The organism is Caldalkalibacillus salinus (assembly GCF_016745835.1).
GTDB lineage: Bacteria > Bacillota > Bacilli > Caldalkalibacillales > JCM-10596 > Caldalkalibacillus_A > Caldalkalibacillus_A salinus.
Genome location: NZ_JAERVL010000022.1, coordinates 1 through 12,269, shown reverse-complemented (window position 1 = coordinate 12,269; position 12,269 = coordinate 1). Strand labels below are relative to the sequence as shown.

Here is a 12,269-nt window from a genome sequence, read left to right as displayed (position 1 = left end):
GGAAAGAAATGAACCGTACAGGGGGGAGAGGGGTAAAGTGAAACATTATCTATCTGTATTACTCGTTTTATTTGCCGCCATGTTGTGGGGGACGACAGGTACGGCTCAGACGTTTGTGCCAGAAGCACATCCTGTAGCCGTCGGCGCCATGCGTTTGGCTGTCGGTGGCCTCGTCTTGCTCGTACTCGTGTACATACAGGGACATTTAAATTTAAAGGGCTGGCCCCTCTCGGCCACGGGCATAGCGGCGATCAGTATGGCTGCTTACCAGCCGTTCTTTTTTTCAGCGGTGGCTGTGACAGGTGTCGCTATTGGTACCGTTGTAGGGATTGGCAGTGCTCCGATACTGGCTGGCGTACTAGAGTGGTTGTTTAAGGGACGGGTGCCCGATAAAAAATGGTGGTTAGCGACGGTGCTAGCCATTATAGGGTGTCTATTGTTATTCACCACTGAACAGGACGTGAGTGTCTCTCCTCTAGGCGTACTATTGGCATTAGGCGCTGGGTTGTCTTTTGCCGTATATACTTTTATGAACAAGCAACTGATTGAACACCATCCACCGGAGGCAGCCGTAGCCGTGGTATTTACACTTAGTGCCATCATACTCTCCCCTTTATTATTCTTGTTTGACCTTAGCTGGGTGCTGCAAGGACAGGGTATTGCGGTAGCCTTACACTTGGGCGTTTTCGCTACTGCTGTGGCTTATCTTCTGTTTTCAAAAGGTTTGTTAGGCGTTCCGGCTTCTACGGCAGTGACGCTGGCCTTGGCTGAGCCATTAACGGCCGCCATGCTTGGGGTGTTCATTGTTGGGGAAGTCCTCACCCTTCTAGCCTGGGGTGGCATTTTTCTTCTCTTTTTAGGATTAGGTTTGTTGTCTTTTGAACGTACGCCTAAGACGGGAACAAACACGAATAAAGCTGATAGCAGGGCCGATACGCATGCTAAAAGCGATTGTGAAGCATAATCCGTGTAGGATTGTGCTTTTTTAGATGCTAGACCTGCAATGTTTGAGCCCCCTTTCCTTCCTAATCGCTGCGAATCAATGCGTTTATTCTAATACCCTTGACTAACCCATACCCATTCGACACAGAAAACTTTTTCCATATTAACAAATGTCAGTGAGCGCTCTGACGAGAATGCGTTTTCATTTCCTTGAGATATGGCCGTTCCCCTTTTACTATGGAATTAAGGGCAAGATGGGCAAGATGGTGCACAAACATGCACACGATGCGTCATACTTGCAGAAGTTGATTTAGAGAGAAAAAAGGGGGAGCTATAATGGCACAAACGCAGCAGCAAAACAATAAAGAATGGAAAGCTAAGATACAGCGTTTTGGCAGTTATCTAAGCGGTATGATTATGCCCAACATTGGGGCTTTTATCGCTTGGGGACTTATTACGGCTCTGTTTATACCAACAGGGTGGTGGCCCAATGAAGGCTTAGCAGAACTCGTTGGTCCGATGATCACGTATTTATTACCATTGCTCATCGGCTTTACGGGTGGACGACTCGTTTATGACCTTCGAGGCGGCGTCGTTGGGGCCACGGCTACGATGGGTGTGATTGTAGGGGCAGATATACCGATGTTTCTCGGTGCTATGATCATGGGTCCCATCGGTGGGTTTGTCATAAAAGCCTTTGACAAACGCGTGGAAGGAAAGATTCGTTCAGGCTTTGAAATGCTAGTGAATAACTTTTCTGCGGGTATTTTAGGAGCCGCCCTAGCCATCCTTGCCTATATTGGGGTGGGACCGGTTGTCGTGGCGCTTACACAGAGTCTCGCTGCAGGAGTAGAAGCAATTATTAGTGTAGGACTTCTACCTTTAACAAGTATTTTCATTGAACCAGCCAAAGTATTATTCCTGAACAATGCGATTAACCACGGGATTTTAAGCCCCTTAGGCGTAAAACAAGCGGCTGAAACAGGCAAGTCCATCCTGTTCTTACTTGAATCAAACCCAGGACCAGGATTAGGTGTGTTACTCGCGTTCATGCTATTCGGAAAGGGCATGTCCAAACAATCTGCACCTGGGGCAACGATTATTCATTTCTTCGGAGGCATTCATGAAATTTACTTCCCTTATGTTCTAATGAAGCCTTTATTGATCGTGGCTGTCATTGCAGGGGGCATGAGTGGGGTCTTCACGTTCTCCATGTTCCAAGCTGGACTTGTGGCCACGCCTTCACCAGGAAGTATCTTCGCTTTAATGGCGATGACGCCTCGAGGTGGCTATATCGGTGTACTAGCTGGAGTATTAGTGGCGACCGCTGTGTCCTTCGTTATCTCTGCACTCATTTTAAAACGAAGCCAATTTGAGGACGACGATATGACAAGTGCCACGCAAAAGATGGAAGAAATGAAAGGGAAGAAGAGTCGAGTGTCCCAAGCGCTGACGAAAGAAGAGCAGAACGGGACAACAGCACAACAGGATCTGAATGAAGCTCAAGACGCTCAGAATCAAGACAGTGATGATGCTCAGGTACAAGTCAAAGCGAAAGAAGATGTGAATAAAGTGATCTTTGCTTGTGATGCAGGGATGGGTTCTAGTGCGATGGGAGCCGGTATCTTGAAGGATAAGATGAAAAAAGCTGGCTTAGGCATTGAGGTCACGAACACCTCCGTTAGCCAAATACCGGCGGATGCCGATATTGTTGTGACGCACAAAGACCTAACAGATCGTGCCAAACAACGCGTACCACAAGCTGAGCATATCTCTGTTCAAAACTTCTTAAATAGCCCAGAGTATGACAAGCTTGTACAAAGATTACAGTCAGAGTAATCATGGATGACATGAATGGAGACACCCTAGGCATCCTATAATATAAAGCCGGTAAAAGAGGTGGATGAACACCATGACCATGTACTTGTCTTCAAGAGAAAGACTCATACTCGACCACTTGCTCACGAAAGATCACCCTAGCACAGTAAGTGAACTGTCCAACGCTTTGGAGGTCAGTGAACGCACCGTTCACAGAGACCTCCCTAGTGTGGAGCAACGGTTACATGCATATAACTTGAATCTTGACAGACAGGCAGGGGTTGGTCTCAGCATCAAGGGGGCAAATCAGGACAAACGAAGGCTACATGAGGCGATCAGGAGCTCAACCCACCAAGACTATACGCCTCATGAACGTCAGGAGCTTTTACTATTAACCCTGTTAGACAGGCAGGAGCCCGTCAAACTAATAGGACTGGCCCATGAACTAGGTGTCACGACGGCCACAGTGAGTCATGACTTAGATCATGTGGCCTCATGGTTACACCCGTACAACCTACAGATTATCCGACGTAGGGGATTTGGAATTGCGCTCCAAGGAGAGGAATTATCTAAACGGAGAGCACTAGAAAGTTTGTACGTCCAGCACTTTGAAGAGCCAGTTCTATTCGATCTCTTGCACAGCAAAGACATTCCCAATTTCACAAGTGAAACGGCCAAACGTTTAATAGGCGTGCTGAATTTGTATGAAATGCAGGAAGTCAAAGGTGTTTTTGACCATAGTCTAAAGCAGCTCCCTTATTCATTGGCGGATAGTGCTTATCTGAGTCTCATCGTTCAAACAACCCTTAGTCTTAGGCGACAAGCGCAAGACCAGCATTTGCATTTGCCTGAAACTGAGAAAGACACCGTTATGGAGTCAATGGAGTATCAGGTGGCCTCAACCATTTTTGGAGAATTAGACAAAAGTCTAGAGGCTATGACCCCCCTTGAAGATGAACGTATCTTCTTAGCTATGCAGTTAAGAGGGGCCAAACCTGGCACTGAGCGGTATACAAGAATAACGGAAGATGTCACCATCCATCTAAAATTAGAACAACTCATTCGCTATGTCAGTGAACGCGTCAATATCGACCTGACCCAGAATGAGTCTCTGTACCAAGGTCTATTAGCCCATATTGAACCAGCGTTGTACCGAATTCGGCAGGGCATGCGTATTCACAACCCATTACTGACAAGTGTGCAACAGCGATACACAGATTTGTACGATATTCTAAAAGAAGGGGTCATACACGCTTTCGACCCTCTTGTCATTCCTGAAGAAGAGATTGGATATCTCGTCATGCACTTTGGCTCTGCGATAGAGCAAGAAAAGCTTAAACAAAAGCTTCATGTCCTCTTGATCTGTTCAAGTGGCATCGGGTCATCCAAAATGCTCGCCATGCGCTTGCAAAAAGAGATACCCGGTATACAGCATATCGATAATGTGTCCATGTTTGAGTTACAGGATTTGGATACCACATCGTATGATCTCATGATTTCCACTGTGGAGATATCCGATAAAGGAGATGACATCATTCTTGTGAATCCATTTCTCACAGATCGAGATGTACACAAGCTCAAAACGGCGATTCAGACCAAAACAAAGGTAGAACCAAGTAAGGCACTCCCAAATCCAAAAGAGACACAGGATCAATCAGAAAATAACGTGTTAAGGATGTCCATCTACTCGACAACGATCGTCGATTTGCTTAAAAGATTTGAATATATCCAAGGGATTAAGGGAGAAACCGTAGATGAAGTGCTAAGGACAGCTTGTCATTATGTGCAACAAAAAGGATTCGTGACTGACGCTCAACGTTTACACAAACGCCTGCTACAGCGGCAGGGAGTAGGTGGACTGGGTATTCCGTCCTCAACGATCGGTCTTTATCATACGCGGGATGATACAGTCACCGATCCAACGATTGTGATGTTTGAGTTGGAGAATGAGATCTCCATCAAAGCGATGGATGATACAAGGATTATTTTAAAACATCTTGTCCTGCTCCTTTCTCCTAGGCAGGTAACCAAGGAACAGATGGAGGTTCTAAGTTATTTCTCTACGTTATTCATTGAACCGGAGGAACGCGAAATTTTTCAGGCAGGGACCTACGAAGAGATAAAACGCTTTATGGCTCATCAATTTGAGGGATTTCTGCAGCAAAAACTTAAGTCCAAATGATGATCCATTTTACCCATTAAGTGAGTGGGTTAATCTTTTAAAGACATAATAGATAAGTCGATCGAAATAAGAACCATTCAACAAAGAAACCATACACAATCATGGAGGGGAACCATATGTTAACAGATAGGCTAAACAAGGATTTAATCGTGATAAATGGAAAGGTGCAAACGAAAGAAGAAGCGATTCGTCAAGCGGGTGACCTGTTAAGCCAACACGATTATGTGAACAGCAGTTATGTTGACGCCATGCTTGAGCGAGAAGAGATTTCCTCTACTTTTATGGGAAATGGTATTGCGATTCCACACGGAACGGAAGAAGCGAAGAAAGACGTCCTGTCAACAGGCATTTCTATTTTACAATTACCTGAAGGAGTAGACTTTGGGGATGGAAATATCGTCAAACTTATTTTTGGTATCGCCGGTAAAGATAACGAACACTTAGAATTGTTACAGAAAATCGCCATCCTATGCTCAGACGAGGAAAACGTCAATAAACTCGTATCGGCTCCTTCTGTTGAAGCGTTACTGTCCCTTTTAAGTGAGGAGGGGTAACATGTTAGCCGTACAGTTTGGCGCTGGTAATATAGGACGAGGCTTTATCGGGAGCTTGTTATATCAATCCGGGTTTACTTTTTCCTTCGTCGATGTGAATGACACGTTAATCAACGCCTTGAGAGAGAAGACAGCATATCAAGTTACACTTGCCAATGATGATCAAGAGACGCATCAGGTTAGTGGATTTGATGTGTTGCACAGTGTAGACGATCAACCACTGGTGATGGAACAGATTGCAAAAGCCGACCTTTTGACAACAGCTGTCGGTCCTAACGTTCTGCCCATCATCGCCAAGACGGTGGCAGAGGGGCTTCGACATAGAAAAGCGCAAAACAACCTGAAGCCCTTAACCGTTGTGGCATGTGAGAATATGATCGGCGGTACGGCCAAATTAAAGGAAGAGGTCTATGCAGCCTTGCAGGATGAACCAAACACGATATCTTTTATCGACCAGTACGTATCCTTTCCTAATGCAGCTGTAGACCGCATTGTACCTAATCAGCCAGAAGGCCAGCTAAGTCCAGTAGATGTCTATGTTGAGCCTTACTTTGAGTGGGTCATCGATCGCTCCGCTCTGAAGAATGAAGCCCCCACGATCGAAGGGGTCAAATGGGTTGAGGATTTAGAGGCCTATATCGAGCGAAAATTATTTACCGTCAACACTGGGCATGCTGTGGCCGCTTATCTGGGTTATGTACAAGGGCTACCAACCATTCAAGATGTGATGCAGCATGGTGACGTGAGATCAGTAGTGGAAAAGGCGCTACAAGAAACGGCATCACTGTTGGTCACCAAGCATGGCTTCTCTTCTACCGAACAGCAAGCGTATAGAACGAATATATTACAGCGCTTTGAAAATCCGTTCCTGCATGATGAAGTCCAACGAGTGGGACGAGGCCCTATACGAAAATTAGGTGCTCATGACCGTCTTATCTCACCGGCCAAACAGCTGATCGAGCAAGGACAAAGCCCTGACGCTCTTATACAAGGGATTGCCGCAGTGTTACGCTTTGATGTTCAACAGGATGACGAAGCCCAACGATTACAACACATGATAGCACAACACGGTGTGGAGGAAACCCTGTGTGATGTCAGTGATTTAGACCCTTACCATCCGCTCGTTCAGGAAGTCTTAGAAGTTTATACAGCCTCGCATTAGTGGATAAACAAGATGAAACTAAACAAAGATGAAACTAAGCAAGACGAGAAGCGCCACAACGCTATAAACACTTATGTGCAATGGCAATAACAAAAGCCTGCTTCATTTTTGGTTCATGCAGGCCTGCAGGGAAAGAGACTGTAGATGTGCTGAAAGGTACAACTACAGTCTTTTTTTTTGTAGATGAACCCTCGTCTCGTCAAAAGAATATATAACATCTCTCAAGACATGAATGTCAGATTGGCAAAAGCAAAATAAATCGTGCTTAGTTATATCATCCACATTAAAAAGCATAACCTTACTGGCTATGCAGTCTTTTCCGTTCTTCTTCACTTATATTAGGGCAGGTAAGGCAACGCTGTCCTTGCGGGAAGCTATATCTTAAACAGCATTGTTTACGGAGCTTCAACTGTTCGTTTTCGTTTTGGGGGTGGGGGACTGTACGACATGAGATGGCTAACGGATTTATTTCAGATTCCGGTAAACCGAATAGTGTGGGCGATTCACTTGTCAATCGTTCGTAGGCTCTACTGATAACGGTACGTTGGGCGACCGTGTGTGCGTCGTTGACCCATGTCTCAAACGCCCATTGGATACTGAAAGCAATATTATCCCATAATAGACGCTGTTTAACACCATACGTGTCACTCAGAAAGTGGAAAACAGGCGCCATATTTTGGCCGAATATTTGTCTTATGACCTTATATAGTAAAGCGTCCTCGCCATGAACATGTTCATGGTCATCGTTTATATCGTCTAGTGATCGCAAGACAATGCGGGGCTTCCAAGTCTCGTAAGGTGTCTGCAAGACTATGTTACGGAGACGGAAGTCTATGACAACACCATGGTGAAGGGCCATATACAAAGGTGGGAGACTAATCAGGTTACCATAGTATTTAGAGAACAAGGAGGCAGAGTTCACCCTTGGGGATTGTTGTCCCATGGTACGGTCCAGTATGCCGATGAGATCGTCAAAGTGTTCAGAAGCTATAAGGGAAGGACCGGCAACGGAATGTTCACCTTGAGCATGGTCTGTGATCGTTGTACCCGAGGCGACCGTTGTATGAAACTTTGTGTGTAGTATCTGCCTGATGTTTGAACTCATATACTTTCACCTCAGTAAACGTCATCATGTGCCTGACTTTTATCGTTTTTTTCCGTACGGTATACACAGCGGGCTACCAAAAATAGGACAGTGTGTGACCTGCGAGTCCATACCAAAAACATGATGAATTAATTCTTGGGAAATAATCTCATTCGGCTCACCTTGAGCATAAATGCCTTTGTTATGCACGGCAACGATATGGTCAGCATAACGGCAAGCGAGATTAATATCATGAAGCACCATGACAATCGTTTTGTTTTCCTCGTGGTTAAGGTCATACAGTAGATCTAGTATGTCGATCTGGTGAGCAATATCGAGATAAGTTGTAGGTTCATCTAGTAGAATAGTGTCCGTATCTTGAGCTAACGTCATGGCAATCCATGCACGTTGCCTCTGGCCACCGGAGAGGCTATCCACCGGTCTATCAGCCAAATCTTGTAGGTGGGTGGCAGCTAGGGCGTCTGTGACCACTTTTTCATCGTGATCCGTCCATTGTTTTAGCCAGCTCTGATGGGGATAGCGTCCTTGTTTAACAAGTTGGAGAACGGTCAATCCTTCGGGAGCAACGGGATTTTGCGGAAGTATGGCCATACGCTTGGCGATGTCTCTCGTTGGAAGCTTGGCGATCTCCAGGCCGTCCAAGACAATGGACCCTTTCTCAGGTTTAAGCAAACGCGCCAGTGAACGTAATAAAGTGGATTTACCGCAACCATTACTTCCTATGAGCACTGTGACTTTGCCCTTAGGAATGCTGATATTGAGATCATCTATAATCGTATTTTGCCCGTACCCCAAAGTTAAAGATGTGCCTTTTAATGCTTCCATTCAAAACGCCTCCCCCAAATTAAAGATTTTTATGTCTAAATAATAGAAAGATAAAGTACGGTGCCCCGATGGCTGCGGTGAAAATCCCAGCCGGTAAATCTAAAGGCAAAAATGCTGTTCGAGCGACTAAGTCAGCCATAATGACGATCAGACCACCAATCATGGCTGAAACGGGAATTAAGGCCCCAAATGAAGAACCGATGAGTCTCCTAGCTATATGTGGAGCCATGAGACCAACGAAACCTATGCCTCCAGCAACTGACACCGCAGCACCAGCTAAAGCGGTGCTTAGTAGCAAAAGTAACAAACGGTTACGTTGAACATGACTGCCGACACTACTGGCGATGTCTTCTCCCATTTCAAGTACATTTAATCGTCTGGCAGCAATTAAGGCGATAAATAAGCAAATGAGTAACCAAGGCAACAGCACCTGTACATCCTGCCACGTTGAAGCATAAACACTACCTGTTTGCCAAAGTGTTGCCTGAGTGGCTAAGTATAAAGGCCCCTCAATGATCATGAGTGTCGTTAAAGCATCAGTAGCGAACGCTAAACCAATACCTATGAGGACCAAACGAATGGGGGTAACCCCACTATGCCACGATAAAGTATATACGAGAGCTGCTGCGATGAGTGCCCCGACGAAAGCGGCAACAGGAAGCCAATGAATACTAATGGTGAGCGTGTTACCTGAATCACTATAGAGCGTGAGAAATGTAACGGCCGCGACGGAAGCGCCTCCCGTAATCCCAATGACATCGGGTGAAGCGAGTGGATTACGAATCATCCCTTGCAAAATGGCACCCGCAATAGCGAGGGCAGCCCCGACGAGAAAAGCGACGACGATACGTGGTAACCGATGAATTTGAACAACGAAAGTGTGTATATCAGAGCCTTGGCCTATCACAGCTTTCACGACGTCAACAGGTCCTATCTTCATGTCGCCCATACCAGTGCTAATGACCATGACCAGCAGCGTCACCAACGACAGAATCGGCAATATGAGGATTAATCTTTTACTAATAAGGAAAGACAATGTGCCCTTCATGAGTCTCAGGGGGATGTATTTCTTCATAGCTGTTTCGCCCCCTTACGTGCAATATAGACGAAGAAAGGCACGCCTATGAGGGCAGTCATCACCCCAACGGGGACTTCCTTAGGCATGATAATAAATCGTGACCCCACATCGGCAACGATCAGCAGAATGGCGCCAAATAGAGCACTATAAGGAATAACCCATCTGTAATCAATGCCACTGACATAGCGGGCAAAATGAGGGACAACTAGGCCAATAAAAGCGATAGGGCCCGTAACAGCGACAGAACCCCCAGCAGCGATAATGATAATCATTGCTGATAATACTTTGATCAGCCACGTTCTTTGCCCTAATCCTCTAGCCATGTCTTCTCCCATTGAGAGCACATTGATGTGTTTGCCTATAAGTAAGGCTGCGATCCAAGCGACCAACAAATAGGGCATCACCATTTGTAGATGGTCTAAACTACGTCCCTCGATAGAGCCCGCCAACCAAAATAAAATTTGGTCTAAGGCTTGCTCATTCATGACTAATACGCCTTGGGTTAGACTAGAAAACATGGCCGCAATGGCTGCACCTGCTAGCGTCAACCTAACAGGGGTGAGTCCTTCACGTCCCATAGATCCTAAGACATACACCACTGAAGCGGCAATGGCGGCCCCGAGAAAGGCCATCCACGTGAATTCTGCGAGTGACGTCATAGAAAAAAAAGAAATAGCACAGACGACAAAGAATCCAGCCCCAGCGTTAATCCCAAAAATGCCAGGGGATGCTAATGGATTACGAGTGAGCGCCTGCATTAGCGCCCCAGCTAGGCCCAAGCTTGCACCGACCACAGCTGCAATGAGGGCACGAGGGACCCTCGTATCTTTAATAATAATATGTTCATTAGAATGGTCGAATTGAGTGTACGCTTCAACCGCCATTTTCCAAGTAATATCGGTATATCCTAATACAACGCTACTAAGCATAGCGACTAATAATAAAACAATCGTTAGAACGAATCCTAAAGTACGAAGTAAATTGTTATTTAATAAAGATGACATATCATGTGTCCTTCCAACAGAACTGTTATCTTTCGTTCATCTAAGAAAATTTTAAGCCCAAGGCGCCATAATGTCAATGACTTTGAGAATCATTATCAAATAATAATTGACAGATAACGAAAACTCTATTACTATTATCATTGTAATTGATAATCATTATCACTTATCTCATCAGATAAAAAAATAAAGGAGCGATGAATCATGAACTTTAAGCGTACATACACGCTGAAACGAAACAGGTCAGTATTGACAATACTCACCTTAGGTCTGCTATTGCTGTTAGCGGCTGGGTGTGGTCAGGGCGCTAGTGATGAAGACGGAGAGACCCATACGCCAGATGCAGGTAGCCAAGAAGAGACGCGAGTGGTTGAACATGCCATGGGAGAGACAGAAGTGCCAACTGAGCCAAAAAGAGTGGTTATTCTTACCAATGAGGGTACAGAGGCACTATTGGCAATGGGTGTCACACCAGTCGGGGCCGTTCGTTCTTGGACAGGTGACCCGTGGTATGAGCATATTGAAGAGCAAATGGAAGGTGTACAGGATGTGGGCCTTGAGAGTCAGGTCAATATTGAAGCTATCGCGGCTTTGCAACCGGACCTTATTATTGGAAATAAAATGAGACAAGAAAACATTTATAGTCAATTATCTGAGTTGGCGCCTACTGTATTTTCTGATCGTTTGCGTGGTGATTGGAAAATCAATTTTGAGCTTTATGCTGATGCCCTTAATAAGGTAGAGAAAGGCAACGAAGTGCTGAATGAGTTTGACCAACGTATCGAGACATTACGTGAACAAGCGGCCGATCAGTTAGACACTGAAATTTCAATTGTACGTTTTATGGCTGGTCAATCAAGGATTTACTATAATGATACATTCTCTGGCATTATTCTAGATCAAATTGGCTTTGCAAGGCCGGAAGCACAGGATAAAGATGAGTTTGCAGATGAAGTAACCAAAGAGCGGATTCCGGAAATGGAGGGGGATGTTCTCTTCTACTTCACTTATGAAACGGGTGAGGGAGAGGCTACTAGTACAGAAGAGGAGTGGACAAGTGATCCTTTATGGCAGAACCTCGAGGTTGTTCAAGAAGGAAACGTTCATAAAGTGAGCGATACGATTTGGAATACAGCTGGTGGTGTATTGGCAGCCAACTTGTTATTAGATGATCTCAATGCATTTTTTCTCGAATAATAGATCAGTGTAATGAAATAAAGCTTTTGCCCTATTGGCAGAAGCTTTATTTTTACGACTATGCAACTAATGAACCACATCCAAATTTTCTGTATTTTGAGCAAAAATAGGACCTATGCACGAAATGTATGGTGTTCACATTTGTGTCACACAACGATAATATTTAGATCATAATTTGGGCATATGATGTTATTGCAACACAAAAAAACATGAACCAAATTTTAGGGGGTATTTCACATGTTAAAACTAAAAAGATTTGCTTTACTCGCAGCACTAGTAGGTGCTTTCGCATTCGCAACAGGGTGTGCTGCTGATCAAGAAGAGCCAGCAGACGCAGATGTGAACAACGAAGAAGAGGCTGACGTAAACAACGAAGAAGAAACTGACGCAAACAACGAAGAAGAA

At 45.1% G+C, this 12,269-nt stretch carries 10 protein-coding genes; 6 read left to right on the top strand and 4 right to left on the bottom strand.

Translation table 11 applies throughout. The features are described 5' to 3' along the window. Positions 1 to 37: 37 nt before the first annotated feature. The 5 genes from JKM87_RS13295 to JKM87_RS13275 all read left to right on the top strand — a co-directional run bounded on the left by JKM87_RS13295 (position 38) and on the right by JKM87_RS13275 (position 6,658). Positions 38 to 964 carry an EamA family transporter gene (locus JKM87_RS13295; protein WP_202080862.1) on the top strand — a complete coding sequence of 309 codons (927 nt, stop codon included), beginning with the start codon at positions 38 to 40 and terminating at the stop codon, positions 962 to 964. Positions 965 to 1,278: 314 nt separating this feature from the next. Continuing rightward, positions 1,279 to 2,781: a PTS mannitol transporter subunit IIBC gene (locus JKM87_RS13290; protein ID WP_202080861.1), complete on the top strand. Its 1,503-nt coding sequence runs from the start codon at positions 1,279 to 1,281 to the stop codon at positions 2,779 to 2,781. Between the two features lie 73 nt (positions 2,782 to 2,854). Beyond that, positions 2,855 to 4,942, top strand: a complete 2,088-nt coding sequence (locus JKM87_RS13285; RefSeq protein ID WP_202080860.1) for a BglG family transcription antiterminator — start codon at positions 2,855 to 2,857, stop codon at positions 4,940 to 4,942. A 116-nt stretch (positions 4,943 to 5,058) separates the two neighbouring features. Continuing rightward, positions 5,059 to 5,496 carry a PTS mannitol transporter subunit IIA gene (locus JKM87_RS13280; protein WP_202080859.1) on the top strand — a complete coding sequence of 146 codons (438 nt, stop codon included), beginning with the start codon at positions 5,059 to 5,061 and terminating at the stop codon, positions 5,494 to 5,496. A gap of 1 nt (position 5,497) precedes the next feature. After that, positions 5,498 to 6,658: a mannitol-1-phosphate 5-dehydrogenase gene (locus JKM87_RS13275; RefSeq protein WP_202080858.1), complete on the top strand. Its 1,161-nt coding sequence runs from the start codon at positions 5,498 to 5,500 to the stop codon at positions 6,656 to 6,658. A gap of 298 nt (positions 6,659 to 6,956) precedes the next feature. Here the strand turns inward: JKM87_RS13275 and fhuF are convergent, their stop codons facing one another. Genes fhuF through JKM87_RS13255 form a run of 4 tightly spaced genes read right to left on the bottom strand, consistent with a single transcriptional unit; the run spans position 6,957 to position 10,670 of the window. Further along, the gene (gene fhuF, locus JKM87_RS13270; RefSeq protein WP_202080857.1) at positions 6,957 to 7,763 is read right to left on the bottom strand and encodes a siderophore-iron reductase FhuF; all 807 of its coding nucleotides are present in this window, start codon (positions 7,761 to 7,763) and stop codon (positions 6,957 to 6,959) included. Positions 7,764 to 7,802: 39 nt separating this feature from the next. Further along, positions 7,803 to 8,588: an ABC transporter ATP-binding protein gene (locus JKM87_RS13265; RefSeq protein WP_202080856.1), complete on the bottom strand. Its 786-nt coding sequence runs from the start codon at positions 8,586 to 8,588 to the stop codon at positions 7,803 to 7,805. Positions 8,589 to 8,607: 19 nt separating this feature from the next. Continuing rightward, complete coding sequence (locus tag JKM87_RS13260) at positions 8,608 to 9,663, bottom strand: FecCD family ABC transporter permease (protein ID WP_202080855.1); 1,056 nt, start codon at positions 9,661 to 9,663, stop codon at positions 8,608 to 8,610. Beyond that, positions 9,660 to 10,670 carry a FecCD family ABC transporter permease gene (locus JKM87_RS13255; RefSeq protein WP_202080854.1) on the bottom strand — a complete coding sequence of 337 codons (1,011 nt, stop codon included), beginning with the start codon at positions 10,668 to 10,670 and terminating at the stop codon, positions 9,660 to 9,662. The genes JKM87_RS13260 and JKM87_RS13255 overlap by 4 nt, the downstream gene beginning before the upstream one ends. A 201-nt stretch (positions 10,671 to 10,871) precedes the next feature. Between JKM87_RS13255 and JKM87_RS13250 the strand changes: the two genes are divergently transcribed. After that, complete coding sequence (locus JKM87_RS13250) at positions 10,872 to 11,864, top strand: ABC transporter substrate-binding protein (protein ID WP_202080853.1); 993 nt, start codon at positions 10,872 to 10,874, stop codon at positions 11,862 to 11,864. Positions 11,865 to 12,269 lie beyond the last annotated feature (405 nt).

Coding starts and splice junctions, on each gene's coding strand:
- JKM87_RS13280 (WP_202080859.1), top strand. CDS start 5,059: ATGTTAACAGATAGGCTAAACAAGGATTTAATCGTGATAAATGGAAAG.
- JKM87_RS13275 (WP_202080858.1), top strand. CDS start 5,498: ATGTTAGCCGTACAGTTTGGCGCTGGTAATATAGGACGAGGCTTTATC.
- JKM87_RS13260 (WP_202080855.1), bottom strand. CDS start 9,663: ATGAAGAAATACATCCCCCTGAGACTCATGAAGGGCACATTGTCTTTC.
- JKM87_RS13290 (WP_202080861.1), top strand. CDS start 1,279: ATGGCACAAACGCAGCAGCAAAACAATAAAGAATGGAAAGCTAAGATA.
- JKM87_RS13250 (WP_202080853.1), top strand. CDS start 10,872: ATGAACTTTAAGCGTACATACACGCTGAAACGAAACAGGTCAGTATTG.
- JKM87_RS13285 (WP_202080860.1), top strand. CDS start 2,855: ATGACCATGTACTTGTCTTCAAGAGAAAGACTCATACTCGACCACTTG.
- JKM87_RS13255 (WP_202080854.1), bottom strand. CDS start 10,670: ATGTCATCTTTATTAAATAACAATTTACTTCGTACTTTAGGATTCGTT.
- fhuF (WP_202080857.1), bottom strand. CDS start 7,763: ATGAGTTCAAACATCAGGCAGATACTACACACAAAGTTTCATACAACG.
- JKM87_RS13265 (WP_202080856.1), bottom strand. CDS start 8,588: ATGGAAGCATTAAAAGGCACATCTTTAACTTTGGGGTACGGGCAAAAT.